This window comes from Gordonia sp. BP-119 (assembly GCF_016924115.1).
In the GTDB taxonomy this organism is placed as follows: Bacteria; Actinomycetota; Actinomycetes; order Mycobacteriales; family Mycobacteriaceae; genus Gordonia; species Gordonia hongkongensis.
On record NZ_JAFFZF010000028.1, the window covers coordinates 1 to 16,282 of the forward strand.

A 16,282-nucleotide genomic window follows, 5' to 3' on the forward strand; every position below is an offset into this window, starting at 1 on the left:
TGACCTCACCGGGGCGGGTGGACAGGACAGTGAAGAGTCACGGCCTACCAGCCAGACAGGGTCCTAATCAGGTCACACCCGCCCCGGTCCTCACAGGTCACTTGGTGCAGGTGATCGACCGGAGTTCCGGGCCGACACATCTCGCCCATGACAGCACCGTCAGCCACGAAGTAAGTCAGACCCAAACCCGGTCAACCACCCACACCCATTCTCACTGCCACGAAGGGTTCGCGACGCATCTCACCAGGACCCTTCGTGACGGCCTCCGCAAGCTCCGGCCTCCTCAGGGAGCAGTAGTAGGGCTCGCCGCGAGCACACAGGTTTCTTTCGTAGTCCAGGACGGCCGTCAGGCCGCTGGTACTGAGGTGCGAGGAGCGCCTAGCGACGAGCCCCACGAAGGGCAGGCGTCCGTCGTCAGACGGGCGGGTGCAGCGTCGCGGCCCGGACCACGGCGAGAGCCGATCCGGACTCCTCGAAGAGGCGCCGCTGCCGAGAGGCCCCGTTGCCCTGCAGACGCAGCCGGTCCAGCGTCTGTGCGACGCCGTCCCGCTCGCCGAGTCGGTCCAGTGCGGGTGCGAGCACGGTGAGTAGCTGCTCGACCCGCGTCCAGACCGGCACCAACGCGCCGGTCGTCGGGTCGAGCGCACGCCCGTCGACGCCGTCGTGGGCGGCGATCCAGTACGCGGCCGACAGCAGCGCCGGATCGAGGTCCGCGGCCGGGAACCGCCGGTCCCCCGCGCGCAGGTCGTCGAGGGCGATCATCACCGCCGCACGGACGAGGGTGGCGAAGGTCTGCGTCTCCTCCACCCGCATCTGCACGTCCCCGACCCGCACCTCGACCGTGGGCAGGTGATCCGACGGCCGAGCGTCCCAGTACAGCATGTGCGGGTCGAGAATAGTGCCCGTGGCCACGAGGAGTTCGACCGTCTCGGCGAAGTGTTCGGCCGACCGCAGGTGCGGTGGCGGTCCCGCCGCCGGCCATCGCGACCAGAGCACCGAGCGCCAACTGGCGTGGCCGGAGTCGGCGTCGCGATAGATCGCCGAGTTCGCCGACAGCGCAAGCAGTATCGGTAGCCACGGGCGCAGGCGATTGCACACCGCGACGGCGGTGTCGGTGTCCGGGACACCCACGTGGACGTGACAGCCACTGATGCCCTGTTCGTGGGCCAGCATGCCGTACCGCGCGGCGATCGCCCGGTAGCGGCCGGTGTCGGTCACCGGAAACGACTCGGGCACGCGTGGCGGCACCCCGCAGGCGACCACGTCGACGCCCACGTCGTCGGCGGCCGCCGCCAGGATGCCCCGCAGCCGGTGCAGGTGGTCGCCGATCTCCTGACTCGTCGCCGCGGTCGGCGTGGCTATCTCCACCTGCGACGAGGTGAGTTCCAACTCGAGGTCGAGGCCGCGCGCGGATGCCGCGGCCGCGACCTCGCGGTTGCTCCCGACCGGCCGTCCGGTCTCCCGGTCGACGAGGACGAACTCCTCCTCGACCCCGAGGGTCGGCGCCGGAATGCCCCGGAAATCCCCGCCCGCGGAACCGTACTCGTCGTTCACACGGAGAAAATGCCCAGCGGCGGCATCGGTCAAACGGGACGTCAGTCCTCGGCGCGGCTCTCCGCCGGATCGGGCGTGTTCTCGATCGCCCGGTCCAGGCCGGGACCGGCCTGCATGCCCGAGACCGTCGCGGTGATCGACCGGGCGAGGTCCTGCGCGGTCAACCCGAGATCGCCCAGGATCTCGTTGCGCGAGGCGTGTGCGATGAACTCCTGCGGGATGCCCTTGATCTGGACCGGTACGAGCACCTCCGCCGCCGACAGCGCGGCGGCGACCGCGGAACCGACGCCGCCGCTGGTGCACCCGTCCTCGAGCGTCACGACGAGCCGGTGGCGGCGCGCGACCTCGACCACCGAGGTGGGCACCGGCAGTACCCAGCGCGGATCCACGACCGTCGCATCGATTCCCTGACGGGCCAGGCGTTCGGCGGTGTCGACGGCCAGCCCGCAGAAGGCACCGACCGCGACGATGAGCACATCGCCGCCCGCCGGACCGAGGTCCCGGTCCGTCCGGTGCAGAACGTCCACACCGTCGTCGAGCCGCTCGACCGCCCGGATGTCTTCGGGGACAGCACCTTTGGAGAATCGGAGGGCTGTGGGGCCGTCGGCGACGCCGAGAGCCTCGTCGAACTCCTCGCGCAGTCGGACGGCGTCACGGGGTGCGGCGACCCGCAGGCCGGGCACCATCGCCATCAGCGAGAGATCCCACATGCCGTGGTGGCTGGGGCCATCGGGTCCGGTGATGCCGGAACGGTCGAGGACGAGCGTCACCGGCTGCTTCAGCAGCGCGACGTCCATCAGCAGCTGATCGAACGCGCGGTTGAGGAACGTCGAGTAGATCGCGACAACCGGATGCAGTCCGCCGAGCGCGAGTCCGGCCGCCGAGGTCATCGCATGCTGTTCGGCGATGCCGACGTCGAACATGCGGTCCGGGTAGCGTTCGCCGAAGGGGGTGAGCCCCGTCGGCCCGGGCATCGCCGCGGTGATCGCGACGACGTCGGGACGGTTGGCGCCGGCGTCGAGCAGTGCGGCGGAGAACACGGCGGTCCAGTCCTGGGGTGAGACGCTCGTGGGCCGGCCGGTGACCGGGTCGATGATGCCGGTCGCGTGCATGAGGTCGGCGACGTGGTTCTCGGCGTGGGCGTAGCCCATGCCCTTGCGGGTCACGGTGTGCACGATCACCGGGCCGCCGAAGTCGCGGGCCTGCCGCAGCGCCGACTCGACCGCGTCGATGTCGTGACCATCGACGGGCCCGACGTACTTCAGGCCGAGATCGGTGAACATCGCCTGCGGGGCCAGGAGGTCCTTGAGCCCGCTCTTCATCCCGTGCAGCACGGCGTACGCCGGCTCCCCGACGACCGGCACCTGCTTGACGACGCGGCGACCCTCGTCGAGGAATTTCTCGTACCCGGGCTGCAGGCGCAGCCCCGACAGGTGACTCGCGAGTCCGCCGATCGTCGGCGCATAGGACCGACCGTTGTCGTTGACCACGATGACGACCCGGCGGTTGCAGGCGGCGATGTTGTTGATCGCCTCCCAGCACATGCCGCCGGTCAGGGCGCCGTCGCCGACCACCGCGACCACCGTGCGATCCGGCTGACCGGTCAGTTCGAAGGACTTCGCGAGCCCGTCCGCATACGACAGCGCCGCCGACGCGTGCGAGGACTCCACCCAGTCGTGGTCGGACTCCGCGCGCTCCTGGTAGCCGGTGAGCCCGCCGCGCTGGCGCAGCTGATCGAAGCCGTCCTTGCGTCCGGTGACGATCTTGTGGACGTAGGACTGGTGGCCGGTGTCGAACAGGATCGGATCCGACGGCGAGTCGAAGACGCGGTGGATGCCGAGCGTCAACTCGACGACTCCGAGGTTCGGTCCGAGATGTCCGCCCGTGGCGGCGACCTTCTCGATCAGGAACGTCCGGATCTCGGCCGAGAGGACCTGCATCTCCTCGTCCGACAGCGGCCGGAGATCGGCCGGCGAGCTGATCCGGTCGAGCACACCCATCGTTTCCTCCATCACCGGCGAGACGCCAGGTCGGCTGTCGAGCCGGAGAACGTCCGGCACATGTCTGGTCAGTCTACGGAAGCATTCGTCGCGAGCCCGATCGACGGATGGCCGACGCGTCGGGATCCGGACCTCGCGAGCGCGCCCCGCTCACCCGTCGGCGGCCGGAATGAGGCAGGCCACCGCCTCCACGTGGTGTGTCAGCGGGAAAGCGTCGAAACCGCGTATGTCGACGACACGGTATCCGCGTGCGGCGAAGTATCCGAGATCACGTGCGAATCGGGCGGCGTCGCAGCCCACGTGGACCACGATGCCGGGCCGGGCGTCGGCGATCGCCCCGATCACCCGTTCCCCGGCTCCGGTACGCGGGGGATCGAGGACGACGACGTCCGGCCGCGCGGTGAGGTCCGTGATCCGGGCCGCCACCTCCCCGCGGTGGGTGTGCACCCCATCGCCGTCGCCGGCGAAGGCCCGCTCGGCGGCGTCGAGTGCGGCCGGATCCGAATCGACGATGTGCACCGTGTCCGGCGCACCGGCCGGGCCGTCGAGCAGTGCACCCGCGAACACCCCTGCCCCGCCGTACAGATCCCACGCCACCCGCGGCGGTCCCCCGAGATGCGCACCGACGAAGTCGACGACGGTCTCCGCATAGGTCCGCGGCGCGTTCCGATGCGCCTGCCAGAACCCCGCGACGGGAATGTCCCACGACCGCCCGCCGACCCGCTGGACGGCCGTCGCCTCGCCCTCGACGACCCGCTGGGCACGAGGCCGTGCGTGCCGGGCGCGGTTCTGCTGCGCCCGGCGCCGGCTGTCGGCGCGGCCCCGGCGCGGCTCCGCCACGGGCGCGAGTTCGGTGATGTGGCGCGCGCCGTCGGCGTCGAGCACGACGGCGAGTTCGGAGTGCGTGGTGAAACCGCGGTCGGCGAGTCCGTCGAGCATTCCCGGGGCGGGCTGGACGCAGGCCTCGGTGACGACGCCGCGGCCGCGGAACGCCGACTGCCCCGGGCGCCCCCGGCCGTCCACGGCCAGGCGGGTCCGGATTCGCCACCCCACCTCGGCGTCCCCGAGACGCCGCACGCCGTCGGTCGCCAGCTCGGTGCCGGCCACGATCTCGCCCGGTAGACGACCCACGCGATCCAGGACATCGAGCAGCACATCCTGTTTCAGGTCCCGCGCATGGTCGGGCGTCACGTGCGCGAGATCACAGCACCCGGCCCCGGCCGCAGCCGCCGGACACCGCGGCGCCACCCGGTGCGGCGAGGCGTCGAGCACCTCCGCCACCTCAGCCCGCCAGTACGAGTCGTGCCGGTCGTCGGTGATGTCGGCGACCACCCGTTCGCCGGGGATCGCCCCGCGGACGAACACGACGCGGCCGTCGGCGCGGCCCACGGACTCACCGCCGTTGGCCGGACGGTCGACGGTCACCTCGACCCGGCGCGGTGTTGCCGGGCCGCTCACGGTCGCCGTTCGGGTTCGCCGAGCGCACGACGGGTCTCCCCCGGCGCCCAGTACGCGCGGTCTTCCTTGCGCCGGTCCGACGAGGTGAGCTGCCACGGCACCGAGGTCACCATCACGCCGGGCTCGAACAGCAGCCGGCCCTTGAGGCGCAGCGCCGACTGGTTGTGCAGGATCTGCTCCCACCAGTGCCCGACGACATACTCCGGGATGAACACGGTCACGACGTCGCGCGGCGACTCACGCCGCACCCGGCGCACGTATTCGATGACGGGCCGGGTGATCTCGCGATAGGGCGAGGCGATGACCTTCAGCGGGACGGTGATGTCGCTGGCCTCCCACTCCGAGACGAGCTTGCGGGTGTCGCGGTCGTCGACGTTGACCGTGATCGCCTCCAACACGTCCGGACGGGTGGCCCGCGCGTACCGCAGGGCCCGCTTGGACGCCATGTGCAGGCTGGACACGAGCACGATCGAATGCGTGCGGCTGGGCAGGACGGCCTCGTCGTCGTCCTCGGCGCGGTCGAGTTCGCGCTGCACCGACGCGTAGTGGTGATGGATGAGTTTCATGATCACGAACAGCGAGACCATCGCGATCACCGCGATGTAGGCACCCTCGGTGAACTTGGTGATCAGGACGACGACCAGGACGGTCGCGGTCATCACCAGGCCGACCGTGTTGACCACCCGGGACTGCATCATCCGACGCCGCGCGCTCGGGTCGGTCTCGGTACGCAGCAGGCGGGTCCAGTGCCGCACCATGCCGGTCTGGCTCAGGGTGAACGACACGAACACGCCGACGATGTAGAGCTGGATCAGCGCTGTCACCTGCGCCCCGAACGCGACGACGAAGACGATCGCGGCGATCGCGAGGAAGAGGATGCCGTTGCTGAACGCCAGGCGGTCGCCTCGGGTGTGCAACTGGCGCGGCAGGTAGCGGTCCTGCGCGAGTACCGAGCCGAGCACCGGGAAACCGTTGAACGCCGTGTTGGCGGCCAGCAGCAGGATCAGCGCGGTGACGGTGGCGACGAAGAAGAAGGCCGGCGGGAACGAGTCGAAGACGGCATGGGCCAGCTGGGCGATCATGGCCTTCTGCTGGTAACCCTCCGGCGCCCCGATGAGATCCTGCTCCGGGTTCATCACGTACTTCGCGCCGATCTTCTCCGCCAGCAGCACGATGCCCATCAGCAGGGTGATGGAGAACGCACCCAGCAGCAGCAGCGTCGTCGCGGCGTTGCGCGACTTCGGTTTCCGGAAGGCCGGCACCCCGTTGCTGATGGCCTCCACCCCGGTGAGCGCCGCACAGCCCGAGGAGAACGACCGGGCGACGAGGAAGATCAGCGCCAGCCCGGTGAGATTGTCCTGTTCGGGCACGATGCCGAAGTCGGCGGTCTCGGAATGGATGTCCTGACCGAGCACGTAGATCTCGGTAAACCCCCAGATGAGCATGCCCAGGACACCGATGATGAACCCGTAGGTCGGGATCGCGAGCACGGCCCCGGACTCCTTGATGCCACGCAGGTTGACCGCGGCGAGCAGCATGATCGCACCGACGCAGAACCACACCTTGTGCTCTTCGACGAACGGGATCGCCGAACCGATGTTCTCCGCCGCCGACGTGACCGACACCGCCACCGTGAGCACGTAGTCCACCAGCAGGGCGCTGCCGACGGTCAGGCCCGCGTTGGGACCGAGATTGACGGTCGCGACCTCGTAGTCGCCGCCACCCGAGGGATAGGCGTGCACGTTCTGGCGGTAGCTCGCGACGACCACGGCCATGACGACGGCGACGGCGATCGCCACCCACGGCGTGAACGCCAGCGCGCTGATGCCGGCGACGGACAGGACCAGGAAGATCTCCTGCGGCGCGTACGCCACCGAGCTCATCGCGTCGGAGGCGAACACCGGCAGGGCTATCCGCTTGGGCAGCAGCGTGTGACCGAGCGTGTCGCTGCGAAAAGGCCTGCCGAGCAGGAGGCGTTTCGTCGCGACGGACACCTTGGAGACGGTGGACACCAGGCAACCCTAGAGCGTTGGCGCCGAGGCGGGTAGGTTCGACTCGCGGCAGACGAGCCGCGTGTGGAGAGGAATGCCGTGCAGGTGGTCATCATGGGTTGTGGGCGGGTCGGATCCGCGCTCGCGATGTCGATGCAGAAGCGCGGACACGACGTCGCGATCATCGATCGGGATCCGAGCGCGTTCGTGCGGCTGAGTCCCGACTTCGCGGGCCGCACGATCACCGGGGTCGGGTTCGACCGCGAGATCCTCGTCAAGGCGGGCATCGAGCACGCCGACGCGTTCGCCGCGGTGTCCTCCGGGGACAACTCGAACATCATCTCGGCGCGGGTGGCCCGCGAGACCTTCGACGTCGAGCGCGTCGTCGCCCGGATCTACGACGCCAAGCGCGCCGAGGTGTACGAGCGGCTCGGCATCCCCACGGTGGCGACCGTCCCCTGGACGACCGAGCGGTTCGTCTCGGCGCTCGGCGAGACGACGACGATGGAGTGGCGCGACCCGTCGGGTTCGCTGGCGGTCGCCCAGATCGACGTCGACGACTCGTGGATCGGGATCTCGGTCGGCAAGTTCCAGGAGCAGACCGGCGCGCGGGTGGCCTTCCTCAGCCGCGTCGGACGTCCGGTCCTCCCCGAGGCGAAAACCGTTCTGCAACAAGATGATGTGGTCTACGGAGCGGTCATGCTCGACAACCTCAAGAACGCCCGCGGCGTCGCTGCGCGGCCGTTCACCCAGAACGAGTCCGGATGACCCGGGCCGAAGGAGTCCCGAAGTGAAGGTCGCCATCGCCGGAGCCGGCGCGGTCGGGCGCTCGATCGCCCGCGAACTTCTGGTGAACGCCCACGAGGTCACGCTCTTCGAGCGCAACGCCGGCCACATCGACACCGACGCGGTCGTCGGCGCGGGCTGGGTGCTCGCCGACGCGTGTGAACTCGCCAATCTCGAAGAGGCGCAACTACAGACCTACGACGTCATGATCGCCGCGACCGGCGACGACAAGGCCAACCTCGTCGTGAGCCTGCTCGCGAAGACCGAGTTCGCCGTCAACCGGGTCGTCGCCCGCGTCAACGACCCGCGTAACGAGTGGCTGTTCGGCGAGGACTGGGGGGTCGACGTCGCCGTCTCGACCCCGCGCCTGCTCGCCTCCCTGGTCGAGGAGGCGGTGTCCGTCGGCGATCTGGTCCGGCTGATGACGTTCCGTCAGGGGCAGGCCAACCTCGTCGAACTCACCCTGCCGTCGAACACTCCCCTCGCCGGCAAGCCCGTCCGGAAGCTGGAACTGCCGCGCGACGCCGCGCTCGTCGCGATCCTGCGCGGCGGCCGCGTCATCGTCCCGCAGCGCGACGACCCCCTCGAGGGCGGCGACGAACTGGTCTTCATCGCGCCCACCGAGGCCGAGCCCGCCCTCTACGAGGCTATGCAGATCGCGCGGTGACGTCCGCGTCCGGCGGGGTGCCGGCGCGCGCCGCCTCGGCTCGCTGTGCCCGGCGGACCAGGAGGATCGTCGCGAGCACCACGAGCGCGGTCAGCGGCCACCCCATCGCGATGCGCGCGAACGCCAGCCACCCGGTGGCCCCGTCGTCGTACAGTTCCGACTGCGTCAGGTAGCGCGCCGCGAAGAGCACTGCCCACAGTGCGGTGGCGATGTCGTAGGCGCGGAGGATGGAACGCTGCTTGCGCCAGCCGGAACCCTCGCCGTTGATCAGATGCCAGGCCACCCCGATGAGGGGCCACCGCACCAGGATCGAGACGGCGAACACGATCGCATAGACGAGGGTGCTCCAGATCCCGAAGAGGAAGTAGCCCTTGGCATCCCCCACCCGGTCGGCGATGAAGACGCAGATGGCGACGCCGAGCAGACCCGAGATCGCGGGGGTCAGGGGTTCGCGGCGCACGAGCCGTACGACGAAGAGCAGCGCCGCCACGCCGAGCGCCGCGTAGATGGCGGTCCGGAGGTCGAAGAAGGAGTTGACGGGGACGAACACCACGACGGGCACCGTCGAATTGACCAGGCCGGAGACGCCACCGATCTGTTCGAGCACCGTGGGCGCCGCCTGCTCGGGTGCTGACTGTCCGGGTGCCGACGGTTCGGCGTCCGGCTGTCTCGAGGCCGGATGCTCGGGGACCGGACCGGTCACTCGTCGACGCCGTGCAACTCGTAATAAGGGTTGTAGATCACCTTGTGGCCGTCCTGCTCGGCGAGCCGGCCCCGGACGGTGACCTTGCGGCCGGGCTCGATGCCGGTGATGCGGTTACGGCCCAGCCACTTCAGCATCACGATGTCGGAGCCGTCAAAGAACTCGGCCTTCACCCCCGCCTTGGCCGACCGCGAACAGGTCTCGACGGCACGCAGTTCGCCGTGCATGGTGACCTCGTCACCGCGGCAGCACTCGGACGCGCGCTGAGCGCCTGTCGCCTTGGATTCCTCGGCGATCTTCTCTGCGTCGGCGTCACCGAGATCTTCGGTCAGCCGACGGGTCAGTCGTTTGAGATAGCCGGCAGTGGGCATCTCGACCCTCCCAATGGATTTCGGCCGGCACCGCAGGGCTGTACAGAGCGGTGTCCGTGGGTCGCCGAACGAGTGATCGGTGACCTGCCCGCCAGCGTAGACCTCGGCCTCGGCCAGTGACAACGTCGGCGACCGCGGGGCCATTCCGTGGTCGCCGGACCCCCGCTGTCCAGGTCTGCGCGGGGGCCTCGGGACACCTTAGTGGTGTGTCTCAGAAACAGGCGACTGGTCTCCGCCGTTCGATCGGCGCCTGGCCGCGTTGTCGTCGGTCGAGATAGCTCCGCTATCCCTCCCTCCTCCGCCTTGCCAGACCACCGATCGCTCCACCGGATATCGGCCGCCTCTTTTCGAGACACACCACTAGGGGATGATGCCCTGATGCCTGGCACCGACGGTCCGCACCGCCCTCGCCCGACGGCTCTGGTCGGCATACCCGGAACGGGTTCCGACGCCGATCACGTCACCCGTTCCTTTCAGCGCGCCGCAGCTGACCTGGAGGTAGAGCTCATCGCGCTGGACCCGACAACGCCGTTGATCGACGGCCACCTCCGCGGGCTGGAGCGGGCCGCCGGAGCCCACCGCTCGATCCTCGTGGGCGGGGTGTCGATCGGGGCCGCGATCGCGCTCGAGTGGGCCCTGCAGGACACCGACCGACGCTGCGCCGGGGTGCTCGCCGCACTGCCGGCATGGAGCGGCGACGCCCACTCGGCACCCGCGGCCGCGAGTGCCGGCGCCACCGCCGAGGCGCTCGAACGCGACGGACTCGAGGCGACCATCGCGGCGATGGCGAGCAGCAGCCCGGCCTGGCTGGCCGCGGAACTGACCCGGTCGTGGCGGGGTCTGTACCCGGGCCTCGCCGGCATGTTGCGCGAGGCGGCTCGTCATCGGGCGCCGACGCCGGCCGAGATCGCCGGGCTCACGGTGCCGCTGGCCATCGTCGCGGCCGCCGACGATCCGGTCCACCCCATCGCCGTCGCCCGCGAATGGCATGCTGCCGCACCGCAATCGACCCTCGTCGAGATCACGCTCGACGACTGGGGCCACGATCCGGGTGTGCTGGGAGACGAGCTCCGGGCCGGGCTTGTCGCACTCACCGACCCGCCGGGGTGATCGGAGCCCGGTGTGGCCGGAGCTTCAGCGGCGGCGGCGGAAGCGCTGCATCGCCGAGCCCGACGACGGCGGCAACGGCTCCTCGTCGACCTCGGGATCGGCGGGAGCCGCGGACTCCACTTCCGGGGCGGCGGCCGCCTCCGGCTCGTCGCGGTAGGCGTTCTCCCCATAGACGGTGGCGTGGGCTACCTGATCGAGCGCACCCCCGGCAACGGGTACCGAATCGTCGGTCGCGTCCTCGGTGGTCGCGGCACCCGGGCCCGCGTCCTGTGCGGTGGGGTTCGGGGCGGTGGGGTTCTGGGCGGAGGGGTCCGGGGATTCTTGTCCGGCCGGGGGGCCGGCGAACATCTGCTGCTGGGCGGCCGCGACCTGCTCGGCGAGCACCGGCGGCAACACGACGGGCAGCGGATCCCGCGGGGGGAACGGCTCGGACCCGCGTCGGACCACCGTCTCGGCCAGTACGGCGCGGCTCAACCGTGCGAGGTCGTCCGCATGCTCGGTGGGTCCGCTGCCCACGCACCGGACGAGCCAGCGCGGGCCGTCGACCCCGATGAACCGGTGGGTCGCACCGTCCGTCTCGGCGACCACCTCACGCCCCCAGTGCCCGTCTTCGACACTCGTGGCCGCGCCGTCGTCGCGGAGGGAAGCGGCCAGCTCACGGACCACCTCACGCCACATCCCGGGGGACTTGGGTGCGGCGAAGGCGCTCACCGAGATCCGGCCGATGGGGGTCACCAGGTACACGTTCTGCGGCTGGTGGGCCTCGGACATCTCGACGGTGACCTGTCCGCCCTCGACCACCGGGACCAGCACCGATCCGAGGTCCAGATGGGAGTTCTCGAGCTCCTGCGGCCGGGTCGCCAGTGCGTCGATGTCGTAGGGGCCGCGCGCCTGACCGACCCGCAGCTCCTCTGATCCGTCCTGTGCCATCGCGTCACTCCTCGTTCGTCACCGCCGGCGACAGCGATCCGCCGGACACACGGGAAACACTAATCGACTCCCGTCGGGGAGAGCCCCGGGCGACGGTTCACCGCAGCGGTCAGGCGAGAATCGCCGATCCCCCGCTCGATCCGTACCCGCCGTCGCCGCGTGCGGTGTCGTCGAGTTCGTCGACCTCGACGAAGTCGGGCAGCTCGACGCGCTGCACGATCAGCTGGGCTATGCGGTCTCCCCGCGAGATGGAGATCGTCTGCTCCGGATCGTGGTTGATCAGACAGACCTTGATCTCCCCGCGATAGCCCGCGTCGATGGTGCCGGGGGTGTTCACGACCGACAGGCCGGCCCGGGCGGCCAGTCCCGACCTCGGGTGGATCAGCCCCACGGTGCCGATCGGCAACGCCACGGCGATCCCGGTCCCGACGAGTTGACGGCGTCCGGCGGGCAGTTCGAGATCGATCGTCGAATAGAGATCGACCCCCGCGTCCCCGGGGTGCGCCCTGGTCGGCAGCGGTAGGTCGGGATCGAGGCGTCGGAGCGCGATCGGCGCCGGGTCAGCGGGGTGCGCAGGGGGGAGATCTGAGGCCACGCAGGCAGACTACGCTGGTCACGTGACCGCAGATCATTCGCCCGAGCGCCCCGGAGGACCCTCGGACGCCTCCCCCGCACCCACCGGGCGGAACGCCGGCGTCACCGACTCGACCGCCGATCTGTTCGACGAGCGCCTGTACGTGCCGTGGTGGTGGTGGTTGGCAGCCGTGGTCCTCACCGGCGTGGTGGGCTACGAGATCCAGCTGTCGGCGCGCGGGAGCGCCTGGAGCATCATCGGATACGTGGCCACCGGCGTGCTGTGCGTCGTGATGCTGTGGTCGATGAGCCGTACCCGCATCCGGGTGACCGCGGATCGGGAGCTGCATGCCCACCGTGCGGTCCTGCCGCGCGCCGTCGTCGCGCGGGCGGCGACGGTCCCGGCGACCGCGAAGAGCGCCGCACTCGGGCGGCAGCTCGACCCGGCGGCCTATCTCGTGCACCGCTCCTGGGTGAAGACGATGGTCCTCATCGTGCTCGACGACCCCGACGACCCGACACCGTATTGGCTGGTCTCGACACGTCGGCCCGCCGAACTCCTTGCGGCGCTGGGCGTCGACGACGCCGCGGCCGACCGTCCCGCACCCACCGCCTGACCCGGGCACGACTCTCTACCCGAGACACGACGAAGGGGCCGCGCCGTATTCGGCGTCGGCCCCCTTCATCAGCTGTGACAGCTGGACTCAGTTCATCTCACGCGCAGTCGACGCAGATGAGCGAGCTTCCGTTCTCCTCGGCCAACCGGCTGCGGTGGTAGACGAGAAAGCAGCTGGTACAGGTGAACTCGTCGGCCTGCTTGGGGATGACACGCACGGACAGTTCCTCGCCCGAGAGATCGGCGCCCGGGAGTTCGAAGGACTCCGCGGTATCACTCTCGTCGACATCCACTGCCGAGGACTGCGCCTCGCTGCGTCGAGCCTTCAGTTCTTCGAGCGAGTCCTCGTTGAGGTCCTCGGTCTCCGTCCGTCGTGGCGCGTCGTAATCTGTAGCCATTCCTTGCCTAACTTGTCGAGAGTGTGAGGGGCGCTCACGGTGACGGCGCTGGCGTCGCCACCCGGTGTTATTGCGCACGACTCCGCCGGGATTGTCTTACCGATGGGGTCACTGCAACGTCGTCTCGGGCGAGATTCGTACCAGAGGATCAGACGTATTGCGTGATTTCGATCACGGTTTCATATCGGGCGCACCCCGGGTCTGGAAGCGCGGGCGCCCGAAGTATAGTCGACACACTATCGAAGGTCAATACCCGGGACCCAACTCGTCGGTAAGTTTCGGTTCGGCGCCCGATCCATGCCCCGGTACACCCCAGTCGTACCGCTCCCGGCGAGGCTCGCGGGGGACTGCGGGGTCACCCTCTACAGTGATCCGAGATCACGCAACGCCCAGTGAGGAGTCAGTCCACGGTGGTGTCGAAGATTACGGTCGGCTATCCGACCGACGAGCAGGGCCGACCCTACCGTCGGCGGCGCTACGCACCGGCGATCGTCACGGTCGTCGTCCTGATGGTCGTCGGCGTGGTGGTGTGGGCGGTTGCGCTGGGCGGCGGCGAGTCCGAATCCGTTCCGACAGCGTGCAATCAACCGACTCCGCCGACGTCGGTGGAAGCGGGCGCGCCACCTCCGCCGGCCCCGCCGACCCTCACCGTCGTCGGACGGGACGAGATGCTCGGAGTCGCTCCGGCCCCGCTGTCGACCTTCGGCGTCCGCGTCCTCAACGCCTCCGACGAACGAGGCGCGGCCCGCACGGTGTCCGACGACCTGACCGCGCAGGGGTTCAGCCCGGTGCCGGACACGCCGTACGCCGATGACCCGGTCTATCCCAACCGGGATCTCAACTGTGTCGCACAGATCCGGTTCGGGCCGGCCGGTCGCGCGGCGGCGGCGGCCACATGGCTGGCGTTCCCGTGCGCCCAGTTGGTCGACGACGGCCGGCGCGGCACGGCCGTCGACGTCGCACTCGGGGTCCACCACTCGGGTGGCGAGATGTCGCAGGACGCGCAGGCTGCCCTCGAGGCGCTGCGGTCGGCGGATCCGAAGAATCCGGCGAGTGGTGTCGACCCGGTCCTCGTCGAGGCCGTGCACTCCGCCCCCTGCTGAGCTCCGCACGCAGTGCGGCGGCCGGCGACCTCTGGCGAGAAGCGGGAGGCCGTCAGGTGAGCGGGCTGCGAGCGTCGAATTCGTCGAGCAGCGCGAGGAATTCGTCGGCCACCCCGGGCGCGACAGCGACGGTGATGTGTCCCTCGTCGGCCCGCGAATCCGGTGGCGGAGTCTGGACGACGGCGCCGGCCTCGGCGGCGATCAGTCCGCCGGCGGCCCAGTCCCACGGGCTCAGACCGTGTTCGTAGTGGGCGTCGACCGCGCCGGCCGCGACCATGCAGAGGTCGAGGGCCGCGGCGCCGATGCGTCGGACGTCGCGGACACGTGGGAGCAGTTCGGCGACGATGCGTCCCTGCTGCCGGCGGCGCGCCGCGTCGTACCCGAAGCCCGTTGCGACGAGCGCGAGTTCGGCCCTGTCGACCGGATTGCAGCGGAGCGGCCGGCGTACCCCGGCGGAGTCCGCCGCCCACGCTCCCCCGCCGAGGGTCGCGCCGTACGTGACGTCGCGGGCGACGTCGACGACGACCCCGGCGACCGACTGTCCGTCGACCTGGGCCGCGATGGACACCGCATAGGCCGGCACGCCGTACATGAAGTTGACGGTCCCGTCGATCGGATCGACCACCCATCGGACACCGGTAGGCACCGCCCGGCTCCCGCCGTCCTCCTCGCCCAGCACCTCGTCGTCGGGGCGCGCCTCACGCAGCAGCGAGCGGATCAGGCGTTCGGTCTCGGTGTCGGCGAGGGTGACCGGATCGGTTTCCGTCGACTTCGTCGACACAGGCTGCACTGTCGACTTCGTCGACACGGGCTGCACCGTCGACTTCGTCGAGACGGGCCGGACGGTGGAATCCACCGCGGCGGGCTGCGGCGGCTCGCCGTGTCCCGGTGTCGCACCGAACAATTCGGGCCGGCGGCGACGTACGTGCGCGGCGGCCTCCCGGGCCACGGCGCCGGCGACCGCGGCGAGCTCGTCCACCGGAATTGTCTGATCCACGCCCTCCATGTGAGCACATGGCCGGAGCGCACCACCGATCGCGGTGACCGATCTCTCCTCCCGGGTGGTCGAATCGTGTCGACATGCGTTGCGATGACGGGCGTTGCGCCGGTCGCGTGAATAGGCTGGTCTCGGATTGCCCCCACCCTCAGACACCGACCCGGACAGGGAGCCCCGCCATGACCGACACGTCCGTCCCCGGATCGTCCGACTCCGATGTCGCCGGCCCCGATGATCCAACACCTCCGACGAACCTCGGTTTCGGGGTCGACGTCGGCGGTTCCGGGATCAAGGGCGGCATCGTCGATCTCGACACCGGTGAACTCGTCGGCGAACGGTTCAAGGTGCTCACCCCGCAGCCCGCGACACCCGAGGCCGTGGCCCGGGGCGTCGCCGAGGTGGTCGCGCATTTCGACTGGACCGGCCCGGTGGGTGTCACCCTCCCCGGGGTCGTGACCGACGGGATCATGCGCACGGCGGCGAACATCGACAAGGCCTGGATCGGCACCGACGTCTACGACCTCTTCAGCGGATACCTCGGCGGTAGGCAGGTGTCGGTCCTCAACGACGCCGATGCCGCGGGTATGGCCGAGGACGCGTACGGCGCGGGCAAGGGCGTCGCGGGGGTCGTGATGCTGCTGACGTTCGGAACCGGTATCGGGTCGGCGATCCTGATCAACGGCACCCTCGTGCCCAACACCGAGCTCGGTCACCTACAGGTCGGCAAGAAGGAAGCCGAGCACCAGGCGTCTTCGCGTGTCCGCGAGGAGAAGGGCTGGTCGTACGAGAAGTGGACCGAGAAGGTCTCCGAGGTCCTCGAGACCTACGAGGCGCTGTTCTGGCCGAATCTCTTCATCGCCGGCGGCGGTATCAGCCGCAAGTCCGACAAGTGGATTCCGCTGCTGACCAACAAGACGCCCGTGGTACCGGCGACGCTGTTGAACACCGCCGGCATCGTCGGTGCGGCCATGGCAGTGTCCCAGGGACTGAAGACGTGACGCCGCGCAGGGCGTGACCAGGGCTTT

Annotated in this window: 16 protein-coding genes; 6 read left to right on the forward strand and 10 right to left on the reverse strand. The window is 69.9% G+C overall.

Annotated features, from left to right (window positions below):
- Nucleotides 1-414 precede the first annotated feature (414 nt).
- From JW364_RS15985 to JW364_RS16000, 4 genes are all read right to left on the reverse strand, one after another.
- Nucleotides 415-1,554, reverse strand: coding sequence for a glutamate--cysteine ligase (locus JW364_RS15985; protein WP_307814799.1), 1,140 nt, complete (start codon nt 1,552-1,554; stop codon nt 415-417).
- Nucleotides 1,555-1,595: 41 nt separating this feature from the next.
- Nucleotides 1,596-3,554: a 1-deoxy-D-xylulose-5-phosphate synthase gene (gene dxs, locus JW364_RS15990; protein ID WP_205334456.1), complete on the reverse strand. Its 1,959-nt coding sequence runs from the start codon at nt 3,552-3,554 to the stop codon at nt 1,596-1,598.
- 150 nt (nt 3,555-3,704) lie between these two features.
- Entirely contained in the window at nt 3,705-5,012 is a 1,308-nt protein-coding gene (locus JW364_RS15995) for a class I SAM-dependent RNA methyltransferase (RefSeq protein ID WP_205334455.1), read from the reverse strand.
- Nucleotides 5,009-7,024, reverse strand: coding sequence for an APC family permease (locus JW364_RS16000; protein WP_137808743.1), 2,016 nt, complete (start codon nt 7,022-7,024; stop codon nt 5,009-5,011). Before JW364_RS16000 ends, JW364_RS15995 begins: the two co-directional genes overlap by 4 nt.
- A 78-nt stretch (nt 7,025-7,102) precedes the next feature.
- Here JW364_RS16000 and JW364_RS16005 point away from each other — a divergent pair, with 78 nt between their 5' ends.
- Both JW364_RS16005 and JW364_RS16010 read left to right on the forward strand, forming a co-directional pair.
- Nucleotides 7,103-7,771 (forward strand): TrkA family potassium uptake protein, encoded by a 669-nt coding sequence (locus tag JW364_RS16005; RefSeq protein WP_205334458.1) that lies wholly within the window; start codon nt 7,103-7,105, stop codon nt 7,769-7,771.
- 22 nt (nt 7,772-7,793) lie between these two features.
- Nucleotides 7,794-8,456: a TrkA family potassium uptake protein gene (locus tag JW364_RS16010; protein WP_205334454.1), complete on the forward strand. Its 663-nt coding sequence runs from the start codon at nt 7,794-7,796 to the stop codon at nt 8,454-8,456.
- Here the strand turns inward: JW364_RS16010 and JW364_RS16015 are convergent.
- A complete protein-coding gene (locus tag JW364_RS16015) occupies nt 8,437-9,063 on the reverse strand; it encodes a DUF3159 domain-containing protein (RefSeq protein WP_238995087.1) in 627 nt (208 codons plus the stop codon). The two genes, JW364_RS16010 and JW364_RS16015, sit on opposite strands and share 20 nt — an antisense overlap.
- A 92-nt stretch (nt 9,064-9,155) precedes the next feature.
- Nucleotides 9,156-9,530, reverse strand: a complete 375-nt coding sequence (locus JW364_RS16020) for an OB-fold nucleic acid binding domain-containing protein (RefSeq protein WP_004018839.1) — start codon at nt 9,528-9,530, stop codon at nt 9,156-9,158.
- Nucleotides 9,531-9,908: 378 nt separating this feature from the next.
- Between JW364_RS16020 and JW364_RS16025 the strand changes: the two genes are divergently transcribed.
- Complete coding sequence (locus JW364_RS16025; RefSeq protein WP_159370687.1) at nt 9,909-10,640, forward strand: alpha/beta fold hydrolase; 732 nt, start codon at nt 9,909-9,911, stop codon at nt 10,638-10,640.
- A 24-nt stretch (nt 10,641-10,664) separates the two neighbouring features.
- On the opposite strand, the gene JW364_RS16030 is transcribed toward JW364_RS16025, so the two are convergent.
- Both JW364_RS16030 and dut read right to left on the reverse strand, forming a co-directional pair.
- Nucleotides 10,665-11,570: a DUF3710 domain-containing protein gene (locus tag JW364_RS16030; RefSeq protein WP_205334525.1), complete on the reverse strand. Its 906-nt coding sequence runs from the start codon at nt 11,568-11,570 to the stop codon at nt 10,665-10,667.
- A gap of 109 nt (nt 11,571-11,679) precedes the next feature.
- Nucleotides 11,680-12,165, reverse strand: a complete 486-nt coding sequence (gene dut / locus JW364_RS16035) for a dUTP diphosphatase (protein WP_065628893.1) — start codon at nt 12,163-12,165, stop codon at nt 11,680-11,682.
- Nucleotides 12,166-12,187: 22 nt separating this feature from the next.
- On the opposite strand from dut, the gene JW364_RS16040 reads away from it, so the two are divergent.
- A complete protein-coding gene (locus JW364_RS16040; protein ID WP_065628894.1) occupies nt 12,188-12,760 on the forward strand; it encodes a DUF3093 domain-containing protein in 573 nt (190 codons plus the stop codon).
- Nucleotides 12,761-12,857: 97 nt separating this feature from the next.
- Here JW364_RS16040 and JW364_RS16045 read toward each other — a convergent pair whose 3' ends face one another.
- Complete coding sequence (locus JW364_RS16045) at nt 12,858-13,157, reverse strand: DUF4193 domain-containing protein (RefSeq protein ID WP_004018846.1); 300 nt, start codon at nt 13,155-13,157, stop codon at nt 12,858-12,860.
- Between the two features lie 410 nt (nt 13,158-13,567).
- Between JW364_RS16045 and cei the strand changes: the two genes are divergently transcribed.
- Nucleotides 13,568-14,260 (forward strand): envelope integrity protein Cei, encoded by a 693-nt coding sequence (gene cei / locus JW364_RS16050; RefSeq protein WP_065628895.1) that lies wholly within the window; start codon nt 13,568-13,570, stop codon nt 14,258-14,260.
- 52 nt (nt 14,261-14,312) lie between these two features.
- Here the strand turns inward: cei and JW364_RS16055 are convergent, their stop codons facing one another.
- Nucleotides 14,313-15,266 carry an inositol monophosphatase family protein gene (locus JW364_RS16055; protein WP_065628896.1) on the reverse strand — a complete coding sequence of 318 codons (954 nt, stop codon included), beginning with the start codon at nt 15,264-15,266 and terminating at the stop codon, nt 14,313-14,315.
- A gap of 170 nt (nt 15,267-15,436) precedes the next feature.
- On the opposite strand from JW364_RS16055, the gene ppgK reads away from it, so the two are divergent.
- On the forward strand, nt 15,437-16,255 hold the full coding sequence (gene ppgK / locus JW364_RS16060; RefSeq protein ID WP_065628897.1) for a polyphosphate--glucose phosphotransferase: 819 nt from the start codon (nt 15,437-15,439) through the stop codon (nt 16,253-16,255).
- Nucleotides 16,256-16,282 lie beyond the last annotated feature (27 nt).

Excerpts from the sequence above, each read along its gene's own strand:
- dxs (WP_205334456.1), bottom strand. The coding sequence starts at position 3,554 with ATGGGTGTGCTCGACCGGATCAGCTCGCCGGCCGATCTCCGGCCGCTG.
- JW364_RS16020 (WP_004018839.1), bottom strand. The coding sequence starts at position 9,530 with ATGCCCACTGCCGGCTATCTCAAACGACTGACCCGTCGGCTGACCGAA.
- JW364_RS16025 (WP_159370687.1), top strand. The coding sequence starts at position 9,909 with ATGCCTGGCACCGACGGTCCGCACCGCCCTCGCCCGACGGCTCTGGTC.
- JW364_RS16030 (WP_205334525.1), bottom strand. The coding sequence starts at position 11,570 with ATGGCACAGGACGGATCAGAGGAGCTGCGGGTCGGTCAGGCGCGCGGC.
- JW364_RS16045 (WP_004018846.1), bottom strand. The coding sequence starts at position 13,157 with ATGGCTACAGATTACGACGCGCCACGACGGACGGAGACCGAGGACCTC.
- JW364_RS16055 (WP_065628896.1), bottom strand. The coding sequence starts at position 15,266 with ATGGAGGGCGTGGATCAGACAATTCCGGTGGACGAGCTCGCCGCGGTC.
- ppgK (WP_065628897.1), top strand. The coding sequence starts at position 15,437 with ATGACCGACACGTCCGTCCCCGGATCGTCCGACTCCGATGTCGCCGGC.